This is a genomic window from Psychromarinibacter sp. S121 (genome assembly GCF_049801035.1).
Taxonomy (GTDB): Bacteria; Pseudomonadota; Alphaproteobacteria; order Rhodobacterales; family Rhodobacteraceae; genus Psychromarinibacter.
The window spans coordinates 80,148-102,605 of sequence record NZ_JBNAGE010000002.1 but is presented as its reverse complement, the minus strand read 5'-3'; the positions used below and the strand labels follow the sequence as shown (position 1 = coordinate 102,605).

Below are 22,458 nucleotides of genomic sequence, written 5' to 3'. Positions count from 1 at the left end.
CGGTCGGCATAGGCTGCCGCCCTGTGGCGACGGCGAGGAGGATGGCCCATGCTGATGGAAATCGTGACCTTCGATCTGCGGCCGGGGATGACCCGGGACGAGGTGATGGAAGGGGCCCGCAAGGTCGCGCCCAAGTGGCGCGCCGTTCCGGAACTGGTGCGCAAAAGCTTCTTCTACGACCCCGAGACCAACACCGCCGGCGCTGTCTACCAGTGGTCCGATCCGGCGGCTGCCGACCGCTGGCACGATGCGGCCTGGCGTCAGTCGGTCCGCGATACCTATGGCAGCGAACCCAGGGTGCAGCGGCTTCAGATGACGCTGATCGCCGACAACGAGGTCGGCAAGACCGAGGAATTCGCCGCCCCCGTGTGACCGCGTTCAGGTAAAGGGAATGATCAGCCCGACAAGGATCAGCAGGCTGCCGGCGATGATGTTGGTCCGCCGCACCGCCTCGGGCGAGGCAAGAAGCTTGCGGATTTGACCCACCGAGGCGGCGACGACAAGGTTGCCCAGCAGCGGGATTGCCGCCGACAGGGCGCAGATCGCGACGATGTCGGCCACGGTCAGGGTGCGCAGGTCGAAGAAGCCCGGCAGCATGCCCATGTAGAACAGGATCGCTTTCGGGTTCCCAAGGATCACCGCGACCCCGGCGACGAACCCGGCCCATGCACCGGGCCGCGTCAGCCGGCTGTCGGCCGAGATCGACTTGTCCGCGTTCTTCAGGATCATGAACCCCATGCCAAGGAAGAACGCCGTCGCGACCCATTTCAGGAACACGAGGAAGCCGGAAAACACCGACACCAGCCATGTCACGCCCAGCACCGCCAGCAGCGGCCAGACCACGTCTCCGACCACCACGCCCAGAGCCAGCGGCCACGCGGCGTGGAAGCCGCCCGACAGCGCGCGGGCGGTCATCGCCAGCCACACCGGGCCGGGGGTCAGGAACAGAACGGCAAGCCCAAGGGCATAAAGCCCCAGTTCGACGGCGGTGATGGTCATGAAATGTCCTCGGCCAGCGCAAGCACGGCCTGCGCGGTTTTCCAGTTGCGCGCGGTGACCGGCACACCCAGCGCCTTGTCCAGCCGTGCCGCCAGCTTCGACCGGCCGATGCCGTCGGGCGCGTGCAGATAGGCGGCGTGTTCCGTCACCGTCAGGGTCTCGTTATGTGTGGCAAGCGCCAATGTCCTGTCATCCGGCGGTACGGGTGTCCCATCGGCAAAATAGACGTGTACCGATTTTCCGTCATCCTCGCCCTCCGCGGAATAGGGGCAGGCGTCCAGCACGGCGCGATAGACGTCCAACGGCAGCACCAACGCGTGCGGGCGAAAGCCCTTCGCCGTCTCGATTGCATCGGAAATCGCAGCGGCGGTCACATCGCCGCGAAACGCCGCGTTGCCGCTTTGGATGTAGGTCCTGCAGTCTTCGGCCCCAAGCCCGGCCAGCAGGTCGCGCAACTCGGCCATCGGCAGGCTGTTTCGCCCGCCGACGTTGATCCCGCGCAGCAACGCGACGGACACTTCGCTCATGCACCCACCTCCGACACGCCACCCGCTTCGGTGACGGCGACCACCTGCGCCCGGTCGCCCAGTTCCCCGAACAACTCGGGCCCGGTGCCGGTCATCCACGCCTGCGCACCCAGCGCACAGATCTCGTCATAAAGCGCGGCGCGGCGGCCCGCGTCCAGATGCGCCGCAACCTCGTCCAGCAGCACGATCGGCGGCGCGCCGAAGTCCTGCGCCAGCGCGCGGGCATTGGCGAGGATCAGCGAGATCAGCAGCGCCTTCTGTTCTCCGGTCGAACACTGGCGCGCCGGCACGCCCTTGGCGGCATAGACCGCGCCCAGATCCGCGCGGTGCGGCCCGATCAGCGTGCGCCCCGCGTAAAGATCGCGTTGCCGCCCAGCGGCCAGCGCCTCGGCGAAGCCCTGAGCGTCGTCCGGCGTTTCGCTGTCGTCCGCGGCGCCCAGCGTCAGGTCGGCGGCGGGAAAGGCCGTCTCGGCCCCCGCCTGCGCCGCCGCGATCCGGTCCAGCGCATCGCGCCGGTTCGCCTGGATCGCCGCGCCCGCCTCTGCCATCTGCCGTTCCAGTGCCGCGTACCAGTGCGCGTCCCGCACCTGGTCCTTCAAAAGCCGGTTCCGCTCGCGCATCGCCTTCTCGTAGGTCAGCGTGACCTCGGCATGGGATGGCTCGAAACTCATCGCGATCCGGTCCAGAAACCGCCGCCGCCCGTCCGCGCCCTCGATCCACAGCCGGTCCATCGAGGGCACCAGCCACACCATGCGCGCGATCCGGCCCAACGCCACCTGCGTCGCGGCCTTGCCGTCGATCTGCACCACGCGCGCGCCGGCGGGCTCCCACGAGGTCGCCACCTCGTGCACCTGATACAGGCTCTGCAACACGCCAGAGACCTTCCACCCCAGCCCCTCGGGCTGGCGTGACATCTCTTCCGCGCTCGACCGGCGCAGCCCGCGGCCCGGCGAAAACAGTGACACCGCTTCCAGAAGGTTGGTCTTGCCCGCGCCGTTCGGCCCGTGAATCGCCACTGGCCGCCCGTCAAGCGCCAGCACCGCCCGCCGATGCGAACGGAAATGCGACAGCGTCAGCTCCGTCAGTGCAAGACCGGGCATGACCCCATCTTCTTCTCTTGAAAAATACCTCTGCCAGCGGCAGCCCCCGCAGGGGGCTTACACGCGCATCGGCATGACGACATAGACTGCGCTCAGGTCGTTGCCCTCGCGCATCAGCGTCGGGTCGCCGGCGGAATTGAACAGGAACACGGCGTTCTCGCGGTCGACCTGGCTGGCGATCTCCAGCAGGTACTTCGCGTTGAACCCGATCTCGAGCTTCTCGTCGCCATAGGCCACGGCCAGCTCTTCCTCGGCGGCGCCGCTGTCGGGCGCGTTCACCGACAGGACCAGCCGGTCCTCGTCAAGCTGCAGCTTGACGGCGCGCGAGCGTTCCGACGACACGGTGGCAACGCGGTCGACGGCCTTCGCGAACTCCTGCGCATCGACTTCCAGCTTGCGGGTGTTGCCCGCCGGGATGACGCGCGAATAGTCGGGGAAGGTGCCGTCGATGACCTTCGAGGTCAGGGTGATCTCGGGCGTGGCGAAGCGGACCTTGGTCTCGGACACCGAGACGGCGATCTTCATGTCGTCGTCGTCCAGAAGCTTGCGCAGTTCGCCCACGGTTTTGCGCGGTACGATCACGCCCGGCATGTCCTCGGCCCCCGCCGGCAGGTCGGCGTCTATGCGGGCAAGCCGGTGACCGTCGGTGGCGACGCAGCGCAGCACCTGGCCACCCTCGGCCTCGGCCACATGCATGTAGACACCGTTCAGGTAATACCGTGTCTCTTCGGTCGAGATCGCGAATTTCGACTTGTCGAACAGGCGCCGCAGCACCGGCGCCGGGGCCGAGAAGTTCGAGTGATACTCGGACGACGCCATCACCGGGAAATCTTCCTTCGGCAGCGTGGCGAGGTTGAAGTTCGACCGCCCCGCGTTGACCTCGAGCCGGCCCGAGGCGCCGTCGTCCACCAGCTGGACCATCGCGCCGTCGGGCAGCTTGCGAACGATCTCGTGCAGCGTCACGGCGCTGACCGTCGTGGCGCCCGCGCGTTCGACCATGGCGGGGATCTTGTCGACCACCTCGATGTCCAGATCGGTGGCGCGGAAGGTGACGCTGTCGCCTTCCGCCTCGATCAGAACATTCGCGAGGATCGGGATCGTGTTGCGGCGCTCCACGACCGACTGGGCCTGGCCTACGGCCTTCAGAAGCGTGCCGCGTTCGATGCTGACTTTCATCGTCGTCCCTCATGCTGCCGGGGCGAGAACCCTACTCGGATCTCGCCCCGGCTCAAGTGCTTTTTCGGACAGTGAGTCCCTTTGCTGGCAGCGTCAAGCCCGTGTCAGGCTTCCAGCGCGCGCCGCAGCAGTTCGATGTCGTCCGCAAGCTGGCTGTCGTTCATCATCAGCTCTTCGATCTTGCGGACCCCGTGCATGATCGTGGTGTGATCGCGGTTGCCGAAGCGGCGGCCGATCTCGGGCAGCGAGCGCGAGGTCAGCTGTTTCGACAGGTACATCGCCACCTGCCGCGGGCGTGCTAACGCGCGCAGTCGGCGCGGGCCGATCAGGTCGGACAGGCGGATATTGTAATGCTCGCTGACCTTCCGCTGGATCTCTTCGATGGTGATCTTGCGGTCCGAGGCACGCAGGATGTCGGCAAGACATTCCTGCGTCAGGTCCAGCGTGATCTCGCGTCCCACCAGCGTCGCGAACGCGAAGAGACGCATCAGCGCGCCTTCCAGCACCCGCACGTTGTTCGAGATGCGATGCGCGAGGAATTCCAGAACGCCGTCGGCGATGACAAGGCCCGGATACTGCTGGCGCTGCTGTTCGACCTTCTGCTGAAGGATGCCAAGCCGCAGTTCATAGTCAGTCGGGTGCAGGTCGACCACAAGACCGCACTGAAGGCGGCTGGTGATGCGGTCTTCCATATCCTTGATCTCGTTCGGCGCGCGGTCGGCCGAGATGACGATCTGCTTGTTCTGGTCCACCAGCGCGTTGAACGTGTGGAAGAACTCTTCCTGCGTGCTGTCCTTGCCGGCGATGAACTGGACATCGTCCACCATCAGAACGTCGACCGAACGGAACAGCTGTTTGAAGTCCATCATCTGCTTGTCGCGCAGCGCCTGCACGAAGCGGTACATGAACTGTTCCGCCGACAGGTAGACGACGCGCAGGCCGTCTTCGCGGTTTTGCAGCTCGTGCGCTATGGCGTGCATCAGGTGCGTCTTGCCAAGGCCGACGCCGCCGTACAGGAACAGCGGGTTGAACGAGACCTCGTTGCCCTCGGCGACGCGCTTGGCGGCGGCATGGGCCAGTTCATTCGGCTTGCCGACGACGAAGCGGTCAAAGGTAAAGCGCGGGTCCAGCGGCGCGCCGGGAAGGTCGTCTTCGGCAGCGGTCGCAACGGCAGCGGTGCGGGTGGTGGCGGCCGCCTTGGCCGGAACACGGGCGGCCTGCGGGCGGGACGCCGGCGCAAGCGTGAACTTGAGGCGCGATACCGGCACGCCGGCAGCCTTCAGGCGCATCATGATCAGGTCGCTGAAATTCCGCGTGACCCAGTCGCCGATGAAATTCGTCGGCACATAGAACACGGCTTCACCCTCGGTGAGGGTCCCAAATTCGATCGGCTCGATCCAGTTCCGGAAGTTGTCCTTGCCCACGACATCCGCCAGTTCGTTCCTGATCTTTGTCCACAACTCTTCGTTCATCTTGTTTTTGACCCGCACCTCAGTTCTGTCCCACCCGAAACCCCGAAGGATCCGGAACCTTGATTGCGTTTCGCCGCAAGCCGCCGTTTGAAAACAGACCGCATGCGCAAGGCGCAGGCCTTGCGTGCCACAAATCGGTCGGTCCCGTTCGGCGGCGCCATAGAACAGACAGCCCGTCGGACAAAGGTCCGACGCCAGCCTGCCCGTAGGCACCAGTTTTCTTGGAACATCGAGGTCTCGGGAACCGACGCGTCTGCGTCTTGTTCCGGCAGGTATCGCTATCACGGCATTTGGCAGCGCCGTTCAGCGTATTCCTTCAAGCGTCGTCCTGTTGCTCGCCCCACATCAGGTTCGCATCCGAATTGCAGTGTTCGGACGCTCCGGCTCTTCTGACCCCATGTCCCCCCAGGTTGTTTTTTTGCGTGAATCGCTCGGGCAAGCTAGCCCGCGAAATGTGGCAGGCGCAATGAGTCGTCGGGCTTCAATTCCAGCTTTCTTGGCTTGCGTTCGGAAGAATCCTTTTCCCCATTGGGCAAGCGGTGCGGAATCATCACAGGTGGAAAACAAGAAAGGCCCGCGGGGGTCGCGGGCCTTGGTTCGATTTGTCTGTGAGTCGCGCGGCGGCGCAGAAAACCCGTTAAAAAACAGGGCCCCACAGAATCATCTTCATGCAGGGCTTAGCCCAGGGATTTCACGCGCGAGTTCAGTCGCGAGATTTTCCGGGCAACTGTGTTCTTGTGGAGAACGCCTTTGGTAACGCCACGCATCAGTTCGGGCTGGGCAGCCTGCAGCGCGGTGGCGGCAGCGTTCTGGTCGCCGGACGCGATGGCTTCCTCGACCTTGCGCAGGTAGGTGCGGATGCGCGAGCGGCGGGCTTTGTTGACGGCGTAGCGGCGCTCGTTCTGGCGGGCGCGCTTCTTGGACTGGGGCGAATTCGCCATGGTTGTTTCCCTTCCTCGGGTTCAGTGCATTCCTATAGCGCAATAAGCCCCGGGTCGGGTTTTCGTAACCGACTCAATCCGGCCTGGCGGGCCTCACGCGCATGTAAGCCGTGGCCTATAAGGGAAGAGTCGCAGCTTGTGAAGCCGAAAACGGGTTGCCACGCGGGCGGCGCATCGTGCTGACAGTCCCGAGCGCACGACGACACGTCCCTTTAAAGGAACATGAGCTTCAGGATTATGCGGAAGATCCTTTTACATCAAGCGCTTTCGGAAGCGGATCGGTCGTGGCCACCGTCTCGAACCCGGCAATCAGGGGACGGCCCTTGGCGATCGCCTTTTGCACCTGCGGCAGTTGAAGCGAGGCCTTGTGCGCCGCAGCGTCTTCCCAGACCTCGGTCACCCAGATCACGTCCGGGTCCTCTGAGTCCAAGGCAACCACGTAGGATCGACAGCCCGGCATATCGCGCGAGCCGTCGTGCAGGTAGCCTGCGAGTTCGGCGCGGCGTCCGGACTCTGCGGTGATCTTCCCGATCAGTCCGAACATCGCGCCGTCCCTTACTTGTCGCGGAACTGCGGTTCCCGCTTGTCGAGGAAGGCCGACATGCCTTCCTTCTGGTCCTCGGTCGAGAACAGAGAGAAGAACAGCCGCCGTTCGAACAGCAGGCCCTCGGCCAGCGTGGTTTCAAACGCGCGGTTGACGGCCTCTTTGGCGGCGCGGGTCGACAGCGCGGATTTCTCCGCGATCTTCTGCGCCGCGGCCATCGCTTCTTCCATCAGCTTCTTCGCCGGAACGATGCGGCTGACGAGGCCCGAGCGTTCGGCTTCTTCTGCGTCCATGAAGCGGCCGGTCAGGTGCATGTCCATCGCCTTGGCCTTGCCAATGGCGCGGGTCATCCGCTGCGTGCCGCCGATCCCGGCGATGACGCCAAGGTTGATCTCGGGCTGACCGAACTTGGCGGTGTCCGCCGCGATGATGAAGTCGCACATCATCGCAAGCTCGCAGCCGCCGCCCAGCGCATAACCGGACACCGCGGCGATCACCGGCTTGCGTGCGCGTGCGATGCTGTCGGCTTCGTCGCCGAACATGTTTTCCAGATAGACCTCGACAAAGGTCTTCTCGGCCATCTCCTTGATATCCGCGCCGGCGGCGAACGCCTTCTCGGATCCGGTGATGATGGTGCAGCGGACTTTCTCGTTGTCCTCTGCCTCGCGCAGCGCCGACGCAAGTTCGCCCATCAATTCGGAATTGAGGGCGTTAAGCGCGTCCGGTCGATTGAGCTTGATGACTGCGACGTGGTCGTCAATTTCGACGATGATCGTCTTGAAGGCCATGTGGATGCCTTTGGCTGTTCCCCGTCCGACCAAGTCCATACCCATCCATGGGCGCGGTTCAAGTCACGTTTGGCACTTGGGGCAGAAGAAGGTGGACCGTCCCGACTGCGTGATTCGTGCAATTGTGCCGCCGCAGCCGGGAGTCGTGCAGGGCAGCCCCTCGCGCCCGTAAACGCGGAAGGTATGCTGAAAATATCCAAGCTCTCCGCTGGTTTGGCGGTAATCGCGCAGGCTGGAGCCGCCAGCGGCGATCGCTTCGGTCAACACGTCCCGGATGATCGGGACCAGCGACCTTACACGCTTGTCCGAGATGCGGCCCGCCTTCCGGCGCGGAGAGACCTGTGCCCGAAAAAGCGCCTCGCAAACATAAATATTGCCGAGTCCCGCCACGACATTCTGGTCCAGAAGTGCCGATTTTATCGGCGTATTTCGGCCCCTAAGTCTTTCCGCTAGGTAATCTTCATGGAACGCGTTGCCGAGCGGTTCGGGGCCCAGCGGCTTCAGAAGCCAGTGCTCTTCCAGCGTTTCGGTGGGCCAAAGATCCATGGCGCCGAAGCGGCGTGCGTCGTTGAAGGTGATCCGCGCGCCCGAGCCCATTTCAAGCACGACGTGGTCGTGTTTCTCGGTGGGCGCGTGGTCGTGGAAGAAGTCGCCGGGCATCCGGCCCGAGATCAGCATTCGTCCCGACATTCCGAGGTGAACGATCAGCGTTTCGCCCGAGCTGAGGTCGGCAAGGATATACTTCGACCGGCGGCGCAGGGCGGTGACGGTCTTTCCGGCCAGCCGCTCGGCCATGCGTTCGGGGAAGGGCCAGCGCAGGTCGGGGCGCCGGACGTCGGCGGCGTCGATGGCGAACCCTTCCATCACCGGCAGCAGGCCGCGGCGGACGGTTTCGACTTCGGGCAGTTCGGGCATTCAGTGCCTTCGGTTCAGTTCGATCTGCCGCTTCAGCCGACGTTCCAGCGCCTTGCGGCCCGCAACGTATCTCAGAACCTCGATCCGCTTTCCATCCCAGAAGTAAAGCCGCCACATATAGCCCGCGTCGCTTTCCATCATATCGAGCGTAGAGATGTCGTGGTCTTTCCGCTTCAGCCACCATGTCGGGGCCGAGATGACCTTGTCCGTGACCACGATTTCGTAGGTCCACATATAGGTCAGATACCACGCGCCGAGCAGCACAAGGATCAGGTAGATCAACAGCCCCTCCAGACCGGGCAGCGGCAGCGCGGGGTCACCACCCAGCAGCGGACAGATCATCAGAAGCAACGCGACGACAAGGAATGTGCCCAGCATGCGGACGCCGAAGGTCGCCTTGTGGGTGGTGGTGCGTTGTTCCTGTTCGTAGGGCGCTTCCTGCCCGATCCCGGCGACGCGCAGCATGTGCTCGAGGTTCTCGGTATTGCCTGCGGTCAGGCGGTCCAAACCGCGCCGCAGGGGCGTGAGCCCGCGGAACTTCAACACCCAGCTGATCGCTGCGCCAATGATCAGGTAACCGATCAGGTATCCGACTTCGGCCATCCGCTTCCTCCTGCACTGGCGGCAGGTTGGCTTGGCGATGGTTCGTCAATGTGACCGCATCGGTACCAAAAAACGAACCGCCCCGCGGGGTGGCGGGGCGGCTGTTGGGGGAAGCGCTGGGAAACTTGCGCTTGCGTAGGGCGCCGGACGGACCCGGATAGAGTGTGAGTGAGAGAGAACCGGGTCCGTCCAGGCTGGGGCAGGCGGTTGGTCAGGCCGCCCGACGCTCCGGTGCGAAGACGACGTTTGCGGGAGCCGCGGAACGTGCCGACGCGAAAGTCAGGGTGGTGGACCGGCGCGGCTGGCTGGCGCGCTTGTCCTCGATCAGGAAGATGTTGTCCACTTTGGTGGAAGCCAGGGTGGCCAGAGCAGCGATGCGGCCTTCGCGGGCTTTCTGAAGCAGGGACTTTTCCATTTCGTTTCTCCGTTCGTGAGTCTGTTTTGTTTGTTTTTGGGTGGGGGTCTTATGGGTGGTCTCGGGGTCGTGGGGGCGGTGGGTCAGGCCGCCCGTGCAATGCCCGTCGCGCCGGTCTTGTAGAAGACGCCGCGGACAGTGCGGATCACCCGCTCGCGCTTGCGGATCTGCTTGAGCGAAACCACGTTCCCGGCGGGGCCAGAGGGGCGGTCATCGTTCGCGGCGCGGAGGATGATGTTCTTCGGGTAGGAGACGATGTTCGTGTGCATTGTGACCTCCATTCGTTCGGGTCTTCGTTCGGTTGTTGTTTTGGTTTGTTTGTTTGTTTGTTTGTTTGTTCGTTCGTTTTGGTCTTGGTCGTCTGTCAGGCGGCGCTGGGGAACCGTTTCTCCTGCCGGTGCCCGCATTCGGCATCGAACAGGGTGTCGATCAGTCGGCTGGACACGGGCGGAAGATCGGCAGCGCCGCCCTTGGAGTCGCAGTCGGCTTCCAGGACGCGCTTGCGCTTCCTTGCGGCTTCCGTCTGCAGAGCAGTGACTATCTTGGCAGTCATCGGCTTGTTCCTTGTCCTCATTCGTACATCCCGAGATTGAAACCACTCCTGAATCGTGGCGGAAAACGACGGGAAATATGGCGAGAATGTGCAAAGCCCCAAAAATACCTGATAACAGGCGGTTTTGGCCTTTTTTGGCGTCCGAAGCGTGTTTGAAGCCGTTCGGCATTTTGAAAAAATTGGGGCCAATCGTGGCGATTATTGGTTAACAGGCGACAAAGGGCTGAAAAGACTACCTAAAAAGATAGGTCCGATCGGGTGATTTAGTGAGAATCGGGCGGCGGAAATAAGAATCGGATGCCCAGATTCGGCCTGCGAGGCGTCCAGATCGATGTGAAAGGGGTTAGAGGGGCCCGGAAATCGGACTCTCAGACCGTTAGGATTTGAACGATTTCGACTGCGCCGGAGTCAGGCGAGTTCTCTTTTAGGTTGTATGCCACAATTGAAATGCGCCGAGTTTGCGGCGTCTGGTGCCCGCCTCTGGCCACGAAGCGACTCGCTTCCGGCTGACCTGGGCCGAGTGTGGCGTACTATTATATACTGACAGCAGTCCAAGCCGGGCCGCACCGTTGCGGGTCGCGGGCCATGACAAAGATGGAGACGCGCGTGAAAGGGCGGCTTAGCCGACCTTGCTGGACTCGCGGACCTGAAGCTTCACCGGATGGCGCACCAGTTCCTCGGGCGGCACCGCGTTCTCGATCCAGCCGAGAAGCGCATCGACCGAGGCGCGTGCCACCGCGTCGACATCGCAGCGGACCGAGGTGATCGGCGGCTCGGCCTGCGCGCATTCCGGGATATCGTCGAAACCGATGATCCAGAAATCCTTGCCCACGGTCCGTCCGGCGCCCTGCGCGGCGGCGGCCATGCCCAGCGCCACGCGGTCGTTGATGCAGATCGCCGCCTGAACGCCCGGATGGTCGCGGGCGATCAGTTCCATCGCCTCGCGCCCATAGGTGCGGTCGGACCCGCCCTGAAGCACCAGCGCCTTGCGGCCATGCACCTGCATGATGTCGCGATAGCCCGACGCCCGCTCGCGCGAGATCTGGTGGCCGGCGTGGCCGCCGACGAAGGCGATCTCGGTCAGGCCCTGATCCAGCAGGTGCTGGGCGGCAAGGTGACTGCCGATCGCGTAGTCGATGGAATGGAACGGAAGCTGCGCCACGCGGCTGTCGCCCTGCCGCAAGACTTGCATCGTCGGGATGCCGGTGGCGAGGATGGTGCTGAACACCGGCGCTTCGGAACTGCGGCACGGTGCGATCAGCAGTCCGGCAATGTCCTGTTCCAGCGCAAGGCGGACGGCGCGATCTTCTATGTCGGGGTCTTCGGCGGAGTCCGCGATTAGCGCCGCCATGCCACGCTTCATCAGGGCATGCTGTGCGGCGGCGACGAAATCGGTGACGAAGGGCACGCGCAGGTCGTTGACCACGATGCCGATGCGCCCGGTGTTGGAACTGCGCAGCGCGGCGGCGGCGCGGTTGCGGACGTAGTGAAGCTCTTGGATCGCGCTTTCGACGGCGGCCTTCGTCTCGGCCCGCACCAGTGGCGAGTCGTGAAGTACAAGAGACACGGTGGATTTCGACACACCGGCCTTCTCGGCCACGTCACGGATCGTCGCGCGTTTTCCCATCAGATACGTCCTGCGCAAGCGACCCGCGTGATTGGTCACGCGGGCTCTAAGACCCTTCTCCCCGCCTTTATGGATAGACCGGGACGTCGCGGAAGGTAAGCCTTACGCTGCGGCGCAGCTTCTGCAGGCGCAAAAACGCTGCCCGGTTGCCCGGGCAGCGGGCGCGGCGCTCAGAGACTATGCAGTCGGCGCCACTTGTTGTCGACGGTCCGCAGGAATTCCGCCACGGTCTGAACCTCGGCCTGCGGAATCTCGTGACCGCCGTCGTGCCAGTACAGCGTCACCTCGGCTCCCTGCTCGCGGAACCAGTCCGCAAGAAAGTCGGTGCCGGCGGGCGAACAGATCGGGTCATGGCGCCCGGCAGTGATCAGCACGTTCACCCCCTTGAGCCCCGGCACCGGATCGGGCGCCCACGGGATCAGCGGGTGCATCAGCACCAGATCGGTGAACAACCCCGGCTCCGCCATCGCGACCGAGGCAAGGATGTTCGCCCCGTTGGAATAGCCAAGCCCGATCACCGGATGGTCGCCGGACGGGAAGCCGCCGACGAACTTCGCCATCGCCGCAGTACGGGTGGCGAGGTCGTCCATGTCATAGACGCCCTCGGCGGCGCGGCGGAAATAACGGTTCGCGCCGTTCTCGGACACGTCGCCGCGCGGCGACACGATGTGCGCATCGGGCAGGATCTGCTCTCCCAACCCGTGGAACTGGGACTCGTCGCCGCCGGTGCCGTGGAAGGTGAACAGCAGGGGGCCGCCGTCGGCCCCCTTCGTTTCCTTGTAGACGTAGCTCATGGCTCAATCCTCGATCGGTTCCAGATACTTCTCTTCCAGCACCTTCCGCAGGTGGGCGTGCTGGTTCGGCAGTTGCAGGGACTCGCCCAGGTGGGCGGTGTCCTCGTCCCGGTCGAATCCGGGTTCATTGGTGGCCACTTCGAACAGGACCCCGCCCGGCGACCGGAAGTAGATCGCCCAGAAGTAATCCCGGTCGATGACCGGCGTCACGCCATACCCGGTGTCGGTCAGCGCCTTGCGCACCTCAAGCTGAGTTTCGTGGTTGTCGACGCTGAACGCCAGGTGGTGAACCGACCCCGCGCCCTGCTTGGCATAGTTCGCGCCCTTCAGGGTCTGCAGGTCGATCACGTCGGCGCCGTTGCCGTTCGGAATGCGCAGCCGCACGGTGTCGCCGTCACGGTCGTCTTCCTCGTAGCCCATGAACTTCAGCAGTTCCTCGGTCGCGCCGCCATCGCTGACGCGCAGGTGTGCCGAGTGGAACCCGCGGATCGCCTCGTCGGCGGCCACGCCGTTGCCGGACCACGGGGCGCGCCCGTCCTCGGTTTCGACAAGGGCGAAGGCGTCGCCGTCAGGGCCGGTGAAGTGCAGCCGTTCTTCGCCGAAGCTGCTCGACCGGTCGAGGCCCGGCGTACCGAGTGTCTCGAACCGCTCTTGCCAATAGCCAAGGGTGCCTTTCGGAACGGCGAAGACGGTGGTGCCGACCTCGCCCAGACCCGGGCGGCCGCGCGCGGCATGGGGGAAGGGGAAATAGGTCATCACCGAACCGGGGGTGCCGGTCTCGTCGCCGTAATACAGGTGGTACACCTCGGGTGCGTCGAAGTTGACGGTCTTCTTGACCCTGCGCAGGCCGAGGTCCTTCGTGAAGAAGGCATTGTTCGCCTGAGCACCGCTGGCAAGCGAGGTCACGTGGTGCAGCCCGTTGATTTGCGTCAGCATGGTAGCTCTCCTTGCACCGGCCTTCCGGTGCCTCTGATTGACGCACCGAATGTCGGCGCGTTGTGCTTCGTCCCTGAATGTCGTCATTTATGCTGCGGAGAAAAGAAGCGTGCGGGCAGGGAGTCTGTGCGTGATCGCACAAATGTGATCAATGACCTTGGGGAGGGTGTGCAGATGGGAGGGGAGACCGACTTTGTTGTCGTCGGAGCAGGTTCGGCTGGCTGCGTGCTGGCGAACCGGCTGAGCGAGAAGGGCAGCGTCACGCTGCTAGAGGCCGGAGGCCGCGACAACTATCACTGGGTGCACATCCCGGTCGGCTATCTCTACTGCATCGGCAACCCCCGGACCGATTGGGGGTTTCGCACCGCCGAGGAAAAGGGGCTGAACGGCCGTTCGCTTTTGTATCCGCGCGGGCGCATCCTTGGCGGCTGCTCGTCCATCAACGGCATGCTGTATCTGCGCGGACAGGCGGCGGACTATGATCACTGGCGCCAGCTGGGCCTTCCGGGCTGGGGCTGGGACGACGTGCTGCCGTGGTTCCGCAAGTCCGAGGACTATTTCGGCGGCGAGAACGAAGCGCATGGCGCGGGCGGCGAATGGCGGGTCGAGGAACAGCGACTGCGCTGGAAGATCCTCGATGACTTCATGGCCGCGGCCGAGCAGGCGGGGCTGCCGCGCACGGACGACTTCAACACCGGCGACAACGAGGGCGTCGGCTATTTCAAAGTGAACCAGAGGCGCGGATGGCGTTGGAACACGTCCAAGGCATTCCTTCGTCCGGTCGAGGGTCGCGGCGGGTTGAAGGTCGAGACAGATGCGCAGGCGACCCGCATCCTGTTCGAAGGCCGCCGCGCGGTGGGCGTCGAGTTCCGCCAGAACGGCGCGCTGCGCCAGATCCGCGCCCGGCGCGAGGTCGTGCTGGCCGCCGGCGCCATCGGCTCTCCGCAACTGCTGCAGTTGTCGGGTGTCGGGCCCGGCGCCTTGTTGCAGGAACACGGGATCGACGTGGTGCACGAGATGCCGGGGGTTGGCGAGAACCTGCAGGACCACCTGCAACTGCGCTGTTCCTACAAGGTTTCGAACGCCAAGACGCTCAACACTATGTCCGCCACGATAGTCGGCAAGGCGAAGATCGCCGCCGAGTATGCGCTGTTCCGCTCTGGCCCGATGTCGATGGCGCCGTCGCAGCTTGGCGCTTTCGCCAAATCCGGCCCCGATGTCGCGACCGCTGATCTGGAATATCACGTGCAGCCGCTGTCCCTGAACGCCTTCGGAGAGCCTTTGCACGCTTTCGACGCCATCACGGCCAGTGTCTGCAACCTGCGCCCCGAAAGCCGGGGACACGTGCGCATCGCTTCGCCTGACCCGCAGGCCGCGCCCGAGATCCGGCCGAACTATCTGACGACCGAGCGGGACCGTCAGGTTGCCGCCGCCTCGATCCGACTGACCCGGCGGATTGTCGGCCAGCCAGCGTTTGCCCAGTACGATCCGGTAGAGTTCAAGCCGGGCACCAATTTCGAGACCGACGAAGATCTTGCCCGCGCCGCCGGCGATATCGGGACGACGATCTTCCACCCCGTCGGAACCGTCCGAATGGGGGCCGACGATGCCGCGCCACTGGATGCAAACCTGCGTGTGCGCGGGGTTGAGGGCCTGCGGGTGGCGGATGCCAGCGTGATGCCGACAATCACCAGCGGCAACACCAACGCCCCGACGATCATGATCGCCGAGAAAGCCGCGTCGATGATCCTTGCCTAGGGCGCCACGCGCTGGGGTTCACCAAGGAATTCCCGGGATTTACCAAGAAAGTCTCGGTATTCGCCGTCGCGACCCCGAAGATCGGCCCGGTTAAGGCCACGTTCACCGCCCTTTGCTAAGGCAACTACGGGGGCTCGGGAACGAGGTGGATGGATGAGCGGGAACGGAAACGCGCCCGTCATCATCAAAAGGAAAAAGGTCGTCGGCGGCGGCGGGCACCACGGTGGGGCGTGGAAGGTTGCCATAGAGTTGTTCCTTCATTCGAACGGCGCGGATTTTCGCGCCGAGTTCCGATTGCGCCCCGTCGGGGCGGTTCCAATGCCGTTCTGACTGTTGCGTGAGGGTGTTCGGATCACGCGCCACCCCGTCGGGTGCGACGCCGTTTCTCGGATGAAATCGGTAATAGAATGTGAATTTCCCGCGTCCGCTTCGGGTGTTTTCGCTAAAACTTATCATTAACACCGCATCGGCCCGACGGCGGCAAAGCTGCCGCGCAGATGGGCTATCCTCGTTTCTTCAATGCCTTGGGGCTTTGGGTCAGGATCGTCCGTCGACCAGAGGCGTCGTAGGTATGCAGCTGCTGCGGAGCGTCCAGCGCCTTGATCTTCTGGCGGGCGTCGACGAGCCCCTTTCGCGTCGCCTCCAGCAGTCGGCCATTTCGGTCCGACATTTTGCGCAGCCGCTCAAAGCTGCCGGGATCTGCCGCGGCGCCTTGCAGTCGGGATGCCATCCTCTCTTTCTCCCTCGCCAACTTGTCGAGCGCCGGGAAGTCCCCATGCAGGATCGCCGCGCGCTCGCGCGCCAGTAGGTCTTCCATTGCAGTCACTGGATCAGCGGCTTCAAACAGAGCCATCGCGACGGTCCTTCAACGCTTCGAAAAGGGATTCGGCCAAACCGATCCCGCCTGCCGCGACCATTTCGGTCGCCTGCGCCTGAACGAGGAAAGATGTGAACTGATCCTCACCAACGCCCCCGCCGAAGGCGTCCCGCGCCTCGCCGAACCGTGCAGCTTTGAGCATTTCCGCCAAGAACGTCGATTCAAGCGCGCGCGCCGCTTCGCGCAGGGGCGCGTCGTCGTCGACCGGAGGGGCGGTTCGCGCGATGGGCAGGGCGGGTGGTCCTTCGATGACGGGCATCCGGCGGTTCCTTAAATGCGAACTAGTTTGGGCTTCTATGCACCGCCACCGGTAAAGAACTGGTAATCAATCTCGAAGATAAGCGCCCCGTTGGCCGAGGAAGAACGCCCGGGGCAGATGATGCAGCTTATCCAGATGACAGAGATCCTGAACCCCGCGCCGGGCAAGGGTGCCGCCCGCCTGACAGGCGGCGCGACTGAGAAGGATACACACGCCGCGACGCCGTTCTCATCTTTCCTTATGCAGGACGAAAGCGTCGGGTCTGATTCATTGGGCGAGGGCGTGGAAGGCGCGGTCGCGCCGGACGCCGCAAGGGTTCTGGCAGGCACATCTGTGAATGACCTCGATCTGAAAAGCCTTGGAAAACACAGAACAATTGAGGGAAATGACGTCGAGGTCACACCAACGCCTGCGGAAGTGAATCGCGAAGAAATCCCCGGGGTAGATGTCGATGGGTTCGAGGATACGACGGCGCTTTCAAAGCCCGATAAGTCGACGGAATCCATTATTTCAATAGAAGTTGAGATAAATACCGAACCCAAAGGCGAGGTTTCTGACCGGATCGCGGAATCGATAGTGGCGGTGGTTCCGCTGGCGGACAGATTGGCCACGGGCGCGACGGCTCTCGGCGTCGCAACGGATACACCCGGCGCTTCCACGGGGTCGGGGCAGGTGAATGCCGGATCGCTTCACGGCAAAGCCGAACTGACTGGAATCTCTGCCGCTCCAGCGAAGATGGCCGGTGAGCCCGATAGGGCGGTTAACTCGGCCCGCGACCCCGACAAAACCGCCTACTCCGATAAGTTACCCAATACGGCGACGGCCACGTTGCCAGTGTCGAACGGCTTGGCAGGAATATCTCTGGTCGACGTCGAGTCGGTTTCGGAAACGTCCATCTCAGCGAACCCGGAACTCGCAAGATCGATGCGATCGCAAACCGTCGATGGATTGGCGGCGGAAAGCCCGCGCTTGGTTGATGGGAAGGTGCCCGGCGGGGATGCCAGCAAAGCCGGGGGCGTGATTGAGCCCCTACGCGCCGAGCGCCCCGCACGGACCATTGCAGAGAGCCGTTCGGACACGCGGCCGGGACAGGCCGGTGTGTCAGCGTTGCCGGCAGCGGGTGTGGATCCTGAGTTAAATTTCGTTCCAGAACAGGGAAAGTCCGACGCGCCTCTGCCGCGTGAACCGGCTCCGCATGTTGTCCCGGCTGTAGCGCCCGTTCCGGGAGCCCCTGCAGTATTGCCCGGCTCGAACCGAAGGACAGCGCAGCCGACCAGCGAGGGGCAACTTCGCGTGGAATCCGCTGCACCCATGGCGCCACCGGCGCCGACCATGGTGCCGGCTGCCGCGGGTATGCCATCGGTCCTGCCCGCTGTTTCGCCACCGCAAGTCCCAGCGGAAATGGAGCGCGGCGTATTCAGCGTCTCGCCGGACGGCCCTGCCATGGAAATGTCCGCGGCCTCATCACCAGAAGAGCGCACCCTGCCTTTGCCTGCAACGCGTATAGCGACCGACCCCGCCTTGCCCCGGCAACTGGCCATCCAGCTTCTGGAGGCCGCGCGCGGCAACCCGGACCGGCCGGTTGAACTGGTGCTGGAGCCGGTCGAGCTTGGGCGGGTCCGTATGACCATGGCGGGCAGCGAGGGGGCGATGCAGGTCTCGCTGGCGGTCGAGCGCAGCGAAACGGCGGAGCTCTTGCGCCGGCATATCGAGACGCTGGCGCAGGAATTCCGGCAACTCGGCTATCGCGATGTCAGCTTCAGGTTCAGCGGCGAGGGGACGTCGGCAAATGGCGGACAGGGCTTCGCTGGTGGCGGATCCGGTGGCGGGGCACCGGATATGGCTGACACAGCCGAGCCCGCGCCGGTGAGGATTACGCTTACCGACAGGATGGATATCCGGCTTTAGGAGGTTACCCGAATGGAGATCACGCAGACTCAGACATCGCCGGTTGCCACTGTCCTTTCAGCGGACCCGGCGCCGGTGCGGGCCACGGACGAACCGACGATCGCGTCCGACTTCGAGACGTTTCTAAAGATGCTCACGGTTCAGATGGAGAATCAGGACCCGCTCAATCCGGTGAAAGCAGAGGATTTTGCCGTTCAACTTGCCACGTTTTCGGGCGTTGAACAGGCCGTCTACACCAACAAGCTGCTGGAGCAGCTGCAGTCCCAAATGGGGCTTTCCGGTATCGGTCCCTATGCCGACTGGATCGGCAAAGACGCCCGCGCGCCGGTCGACGCCTATTTCGATGGCTCTGCGATCACCGTTGCCTCGGACCCGGATCCCAACGCGACAGAGGCTTTCCTTGTTGTCCGGGATGGCAACGGCCTTGAGGTTCAGCGCGTGGCCATACCTACCAGCGCGGCGCAGATCGAATGGGACGGCGCCACCGCAAGCGGGCTTCCCGTCCCGGAAGGGCGCTATGGGTTCACCGTCGAAAGCTGGACGGAGGACGGGCTGGAGGCGGTTGAGACGGCGCAAATCTATACGCGCATCACCGAGGCGCGCGGCGGTGGCGATCAGGCGGTGCTGGTGACGGCGGGCGGGATCGAAGTGCCGGTTGATCAGGTTACCGGTCTCAGGGAACCGTAGATGCGCGCCTCAGATGACCACGCCGATCCAGACGCCCAACGCGACCAGTCCGCCGCCGATCGCGGCGTACAGCAGCGCCTGCCAATAGGTCGGCTGCGCCGGGCGCTGCGGTTCGCCCTTGCGGTCTGTCAAAGCGGCTTCGGCCATTTCCGGAAGGCGCGGGCCGATCCGCGACAAGACGGCAAGCGTTCTGGACAGGTCGTTCAACAGAGCGCGGGGGCCGACGTTCTGCTTGATGTAATCTTCGACGACCGGCTGGGCGACACGCCAGATGTTCATATGCGGGTCGAGCGATCGGGCGACGCCCTCGACCACGACCATCGTGCGTTGCAGCAGGATCAACTCGGTTCGGGTTTCCATTCCGAACCGTTCCGTCACTTCGAACAGGTGGTTCAGAAGCCGGCCCATCGACATGCGCGAGGCGTCGAGATCGAAGATCGGCTCGCCCACGGACCGAAGCGCGCGGGCGAAGGCGTCAACATCCTGATCGGCAGGAACGTATCCGGCCTCGAAATGCACCTCGGCCACGCGGCGATAGTCTTTGCGGATGAAGCCGAACAGGATCTCGGCATAGACCCGGCGGGTGTACTCGTCGATCGTGCCCATGATCCCGAAGTCGAGCGCGATAAGGTCGCCGTTCGGCGCAACCTTCAGGTTCCCCTGGTGCATGTCGCCATGGAAGTAGCCGTCGCGCAGCGCGTGGCGCAGGAACAGTTGCAGCACGCGCTCGGCCAGCGCGCGGCGGTCGTGACCCGCAGCGTCGATCGCGTCGAGGTCGTTCAACGCGATGCCCTCGGCCCAGCCAAGCGCCATCGCGCGGCGGCCGGACAGGAACCATTCGACCTGCGGAACTTGGAACCCTTCGTCGCCAGCGGTGTTCGCGGCGAACTCGGCGGCCGCCGACGTTTCCATGCGCAGGTCCAGTTCGCCCAGAACGACGCCTTCGAAATGCTCGATCACATCGCGCGGGCGCAGGCGTCGCGAGGCGGGGGAGAGCAGTTCGATCATATCGGCGGCGAAATAGAAGGCGTCGACATCCTTACGGAAGGCGCGTTCAATCCCCGGGCGCAGAACCTTGACCGCGACCTCGCGACCATCGTCGACCAGCCGTGCGCGATGCACCTGCGCGATCGAGGCGGCGGCGACGGGTTCGGAGAACTCGGAAAAGATCTCTTCCACCGGGTGCTGCAATTCCGTTTCGATGGTCTTCTTCGCGACCACGACAGGAAACGGCGGCAGCTTGTCCTGCAGAACCTGCAGTTGTTTCGCGAGATCGGCGCCGACCACGTCAGGGCGGGTCGACAGGATCTGACCGAACTTGATGTAGGCTGGTCCCAGCGCGGTCAGCGCCCGGGTGACCGGCGGCATCGTCGGATCGCCGCTATATCCCAGCCATTTGAACGGCCAGCCCAGAATGCGCGCGGCAGCCCGCAGCATCGGCGGCGCGTCCATCGCGTCCAGCACGACGCCCATCGCGCCCGTGCGTTCCATGGTCGCGCCGGTGCGGACCAGCCGCCAGATGTTGTGGGGTCCGCGCAAGGGTCAGATCTTCCAGCCGGAATGCAGCGCGGCGACGCCCATCGTGAGGTTGCGGTACTTCACCTGATCAAACCCGGCGTCGCGGATCATGCCGGCGAAGGTTTCCTGGTCGGGGAATTTGCGGATCGATTCCACAAGGTACTGATAGCTGTCGCGATCGTTCGCGATCAACTGGCCCATGCGCGGGATCACGTTGAAAGAGTACATGTCGTAAAGCTTCTGCATCCCCGGGTTGGGAAGCTGCGAGAATTCCAGAACCATCAGTCGCCCGCCGGGTCTGAGGACACGATAGGCCTCGTTCAGGGCCTCTTGCGGGCGGGTGACGTTCCGGATGCCGAAGCTGATCGTGTAGACATCGAAGCTGTTCGACTCGAACGGCAACGCCATCGCGTCGCCGACGACCCAGTCCAGCCGGTCGGCCATCTTCTCGGCGTCGGCGCGCTTGCGGCCCGCGATCAGCATGCCCTCGGTCATGTCGCAGACCACGGCGCTGGCCCCGGGCGCGCGGCCAAGGAAGCGGAAAGCGATGTCACCGGTGCCGCCCGCCACGTCCAGCAGGCGCTGGCCGTCCCGAGGCGCCAGCCAGTCCATCATCGCGTCTTTCCAGGCGCGGTGGATGCCGACCGACATGACGTCGTTCATCACGTCATACTTCGATGCGACCGAGGTAAAGACGCCGTGGACGCGCCCGGCCTTTTCCTCCTCGGGGATGGTTTCGTTGCCGAAATGCGTCGTCTTTTCCGTCATCTCATCCGCCCGGTTAGCCGTGTCACGTTCCGATATAGCCCATTGCGGCGGGACACAAATGCCGATGAGGTCGCAGGCCGCCCCGGATCAGACCGGGACGAAGCTTTCGGACTTGGGGTCATAGCAAAGCAGTTCACCATTCGCGATGTCGTTCCAGACCCCGTGCAGCGACAGCTTTTCGTTCTCGACCGCTTCGACCACGAAGGGGAAGGTCATCAGGTTCTCAAGGCTGGTGAGAATAGCCTGCTGTTCCAACGCCCTAAGACGCTCAGCGCGGTCTTCGATGCCTTTCACCTTCTCGTAGCCGGGGCGCAGGATGTCCATCCAGCGGCCGACGAAGGACGACTCGTCCTCCAGTTCCGGCGCTTCGCCCGAGCACATGTCGTGGCAGCCCTGAACGCCGCCGCAGCTTGAGTGGCCCATGATCACGATATTGGCCACTTTCAGCGCGGTCACCGCGTATTCCAGTGCCGCCGAGGTGCCGTGCTGCTGGCCGTCGGGTTTGTGCGGCGGTACGAGGTTCGCGATGTTGCGGTGAATGAAGAATTCGCCCTGATCGGCCTCGAAGATCGCGGTCACATGCACCCGGCTGTCGCAGCACGAGATGATCATGGCGCGGGGGCGCTGACCCTCTTCGGCAAGGCGGCGGTACCACGCCTTGTTCTCGGAATAGGTCGTCGCCTTCCACCCTTGATAGCGGGTGGACAGATAGGCTGGCAGGGGCTTGGCCTCTTTCATCTCGTTCTCCGCAACTGGCGTCCTGACTTCTCCTAGGACGCATTTTCAAGAAATTCGAGCGAGAATTCAAAGCCGGATCAACGAAATCTTGGGTCGCGTCGCGCAAGAGGAAGGTGGGTGAGCGGGCTTTCCACCGGGGTAGAGGGCGATGCGGGTAAGCAAACTGCGACCGGCCGAGGTCGTGGGACTGGAGTTCGACAGGCTGGAACGGTTCTGGCGAAGGCTGGGTCCGGAACATGGAGAAATCGCGCTGGGCATCGCGATGGAAGACCTTGCGCTGCTGCTGCAAGAGGCGCGCGTGGCTTGGGAAATGGGCGACCGGCGCGCGTTGCGGATGCGGGCGCTGGCGCTGCAGGGCACGGCGGAACGGCTGGGCATGCCGCAGGTTCGCAACGTCGCCGGGGACGTGATCGCTTTGTGTGCAGCGGGCGACGAAGCGGCGCTGGCGGCGATCATCGAGCGGTTGCAACGGCTGGGCGAAGGCTCGTTGTGCGCGGTCTGGGACGCGCAGGTGCCGGTGGTCTGATGGGGGCTTGCCGCGGCAGGGGGAACGGC

At 64.0% G+C, this 22,458-nt stretch carries 26 protein-coding genes and 1 pseudogene; 6 read left to right on the top strand and 21 right to left on the bottom strand.

The window, feature by feature from the left end:
- Nucleotides 1–48 precede the first annotated feature (48 nt).
- Nucleotides 49–372, top strand: a complete 324-nt coding sequence (locus ACP156_RS08835; protein ID WP_425050946.1) for a hypothetical protein — start codon at nt 49–51, stop codon at nt 370–372.
- Nucleotides 373–378: 6 nt separating this feature from the next.
- Here the strand turns inward: ACP156_RS08835 and ACP156_RS08830 are convergent, their stop codons facing one another.
- The 16 genes from ACP156_RS08830 to ACP156_RS08755 form a co-directional block, all read right to left on the bottom strand.
- Nucleotides 379–999 (bottom strand): LysE family translocator, encoded by a 621-nt coding sequence (locus tag ACP156_RS08830; RefSeq protein ID WP_425050945.1) that lies wholly within the window; start codon nt 997–999, stop codon nt 379–381.
- Nucleotides 996–1,526 (bottom strand): DUF1697 domain-containing protein, encoded by a 531-nt coding sequence (locus ACP156_RS08825; RefSeq protein WP_425050944.1) that lies wholly within the window; start codon nt 1,524–1,526, stop codon nt 996–998. Before ACP156_RS08825 ends, ACP156_RS08830 begins: the two co-directional genes overlap by 4 nt.
- Entirely contained in the window at nt 1,523–2,626 is a 1,104-nt protein-coding gene (gene recF / locus ACP156_RS08820; RefSeq protein WP_425050942.1) for a DNA replication/repair protein RecF, read from the bottom strand. The genes ACP156_RS08825 and recF overlap by 4 nt, the downstream gene beginning before the upstream one ends.
- A 57-nt stretch (nt 2,627–2,683) precedes the next feature.
- Nucleotides 2,684–3,802 (bottom strand): DNA polymerase III subunit beta, encoded by a 1,119-nt coding sequence (gene dnaN / locus ACP156_RS08815; RefSeq protein ID WP_425050941.1) that lies wholly within the window; start codon nt 3,800–3,802, stop codon nt 2,684–2,686.
- A gap of 104 nt (nt 3,803–3,906) precedes the next feature.
- The gene (gene dnaA, locus ACP156_RS08810) at nt 3,907–5,274 is read right to left on the bottom strand and encodes a chromosomal replication initiator protein DnaA (RefSeq protein WP_425050940.1); all 1,368 of its coding nucleotides are present in this window, start codon (nt 5,272–5,274) and stop codon (nt 3,907–3,909) included.
- Between the two features lie 677 nt (nt 5,275–5,951).
- Entirely contained in the window at nt 5,952–6,215 is a 264-nt protein-coding gene (gene rpsT, locus ACP156_RS08805) for a 30S ribosomal protein S20 (protein WP_425050939.1), read from the bottom strand.
- Nucleotides 6,216–6,450: 235 nt separating this feature from the next.
- Complete coding sequence (locus tag ACP156_RS08800) at nt 6,451–6,759, bottom strand: putative quinol monooxygenase (protein ID WP_425050938.1); 309 nt, start codon at nt 6,757–6,759, stop codon at nt 6,451–6,453.
- 11 nt (nt 6,760–6,770) lie between these two features.
- Nucleotides 6,771–7,547 (bottom strand): enoyl-CoA hydratase, encoded by a 777-nt coding sequence (locus ACP156_RS08795; RefSeq protein WP_425050937.1) that lies wholly within the window; start codon nt 7,545–7,547, stop codon nt 6,771–6,773.
- Between the two features lie 63 nt (nt 7,548–7,610).
- Complete coding sequence (gene mutM, locus ACP156_RS08790) at nt 7,611–8,462, bottom strand: bifunctional DNA-formamidopyrimidine glycosylase/DNA-(apurinic or apyrimidinic site) lyase (protein ID WP_425050936.1); 852 nt, start codon at nt 8,460–8,462, stop codon at nt 7,611–7,613.
- Nucleotides 8,463–9,065, bottom strand: coding sequence for a hypothetical protein (locus tag ACP156_RS08785; RefSeq protein WP_425050935.1), 603 nt, complete (start codon nt 9,063–9,065; stop codon nt 8,463–8,465).
- Nucleotides 9,066–9,276: 211 nt separating this feature from the next.
- The gene (locus ACP156_RS08780; protein WP_425050934.1) at nt 9,277–9,480 is read right to left on the bottom strand and encodes a hypothetical protein; all 204 of its coding nucleotides are present in this window, start codon (nt 9,478–9,480) and stop codon (nt 9,277–9,279) included.
- A gap of 83 nt (nt 9,481–9,563) precedes the next feature.
- Nucleotides 9,564–9,749 (bottom strand): hypothetical protein, encoded by a 186-nt coding sequence (locus ACP156_RS08775; protein WP_425050933.1) that lies wholly within the window; start codon nt 9,747–9,749, stop codon nt 9,564–9,566.
- 95 nt (nt 9,750–9,844) lie between these two features.
- Complete coding sequence (locus ACP156_RS08770) at nt 9,845–10,033, bottom strand: hypothetical protein (RefSeq protein WP_425050932.1); 189 nt, start codon at nt 10,031–10,033, stop codon at nt 9,845–9,847.
- A gap of 619 nt (nt 10,034–10,652) precedes the next feature.
- On the bottom strand, nt 10,653–11,660 hold the full coding sequence (locus tag ACP156_RS08765) for a LacI family DNA-binding transcriptional regulator (protein WP_425050931.1): 1,008 nt from the start codon (nt 11,658–11,660) through the stop codon (nt 10,653–10,655).
- Between the two features lie 170 nt (nt 11,661–11,830).
- On the bottom strand, nt 11,831–12,454 hold the full coding sequence (locus ACP156_RS08760; RefSeq protein WP_425050930.1) for an alpha/beta hydrolase: 624 nt from the start codon (nt 12,452–12,454) through the stop codon (nt 11,831–11,833).
- A 3-nt stretch (nt 12,455–12,457) separates the two neighbouring features.
- The gene (locus ACP156_RS08755; protein ID WP_425050929.1) at nt 12,458–13,390 is read right to left on the bottom strand and encodes a VOC family protein; all 933 of its coding nucleotides are present in this window, start codon (nt 13,388–13,390) and stop codon (nt 12,458–12,460) included.
- A gap of 174 nt (nt 13,391–13,564) precedes the next feature.
- Between ACP156_RS08755 and ACP156_RS08750 the strand changes: the two genes are divergently transcribed.
- Both ACP156_RS08750 and ACP156_RS08745 read left to right on the top strand, forming a co-directional pair.
- Nucleotides 13,565–15,148, top strand: coding sequence for a GMC family oxidoreductase (locus ACP156_RS08750; RefSeq protein ID WP_425050928.1), 1,584 nt, complete (start codon nt 13,565–13,567; stop codon nt 15,146–15,148).
- A 153-nt stretch (nt 15,149–15,301) separates the two neighbouring features.
- Nucleotides 15,302–15,427, top strand: a pseudogene (locus ACP156_RS08745) (chemotaxis protein MotB); the annotation flags it as partial.
- Nucleotides 15,428–15,650: 223 nt separating this feature from the next.
- Here the strand turns inward: ACP156_RS08745 and ACP156_RS08740 are convergent.
- The gene (locus ACP156_RS08740) at nt 15,651–16,001 is read right to left on the bottom strand and encodes a hypothetical protein (RefSeq protein WP_425050927.1); all 351 of its coding nucleotides are present in this window, start codon (nt 15,999–16,001) and stop codon (nt 15,651–15,653) included.
- A complete protein-coding gene (locus ACP156_RS08735; protein WP_425050926.1) occupies nt 15,988–16,284 on the bottom strand; it encodes a rod-binding protein in 297 nt (98 codons plus the stop codon). The genes ACP156_RS08740 and ACP156_RS08735 overlap by 14 nt, the downstream gene beginning before the upstream one ends.
- Nucleotides 16,285–16,401: 117 nt before the next feature.
- On the opposite strand from ACP156_RS08735, the gene ACP156_RS08730 reads away from it, so the two are divergent.
- Together ACP156_RS08730 and ACP156_RS08725 are read left to right on the top strand one after the other, a co-directional pair.
- A complete protein-coding gene (locus tag ACP156_RS08730; RefSeq protein ID WP_425050924.1) occupies nt 16,402–18,192 on the top strand; it encodes a flagellar hook-length control protein FliK in 1,791 nt (596 codons plus the stop codon).
- Between the two features lie 12 nt (nt 18,193–18,204).
- Nucleotides 18,205–18,879: a flagellar hook capping FlgD N-terminal domain-containing protein gene (locus tag ACP156_RS08725; RefSeq protein ID WP_425050923.1), complete on the top strand. Its 675-nt coding sequence runs from the start codon at nt 18,205–18,207 to the stop codon at nt 18,877–18,879.
- Nucleotides 18,880–18,888: 9 nt separating this feature from the next.
- Here ACP156_RS08725 and ubiB read toward each other — a convergent pair whose 3' ends face one another.
- From ubiB to ACP156_RS08710, 3 genes are all read right to left on the bottom strand, one after another.
- The gene (ubiB, locus tag ACP156_RS08720) at nt 18,889–20,418 is read right to left on the bottom strand and encodes a 2-polyprenylphenol 6-hydroxylase (protein ID WP_425050922.1); all 1,530 of its coding nucleotides are present in this window, start codon (nt 20,416–20,418) and stop codon (nt 18,889–18,891) included.
- A 3-nt stretch (nt 20,419–20,421) separates the two neighbouring features.
- On the bottom strand, nt 20,422–21,165 hold the full coding sequence (gene ubiE / locus ACP156_RS08715) for a bifunctional demethylmenaquinone methyltransferase/2-methoxy-6-polyprenyl-1,4-benzoquinol methylase UbiE (RefSeq protein WP_425050920.1): 744 nt from the start codon (nt 21,163–21,165) through the stop codon (nt 20,422–20,424).
- Nucleotides 21,166–21,252: 87 nt separating this feature from the next.
- Nucleotides 21,253–21,903, bottom strand: coding sequence for a carbonic anhydrase (locus ACP156_RS08710; RefSeq protein ID WP_425050919.1), 651 nt, complete (start codon nt 21,901–21,903; stop codon nt 21,253–21,255).
- A gap of 148 nt (nt 21,904–22,051) precedes the next feature.
- On the opposite strand from ACP156_RS08710, the gene ACP156_RS08705 reads away from it, so the two are divergent.
- On the top strand, nt 22,052–22,429 hold the full coding sequence (locus tag ACP156_RS08705) for a hypothetical protein (protein ID WP_425050918.1): 378 nt from the start codon (nt 22,052–22,054) through the stop codon (nt 22,427–22,429).
- Nucleotides 22,430–22,458 lie beyond the last annotated feature (29 nt).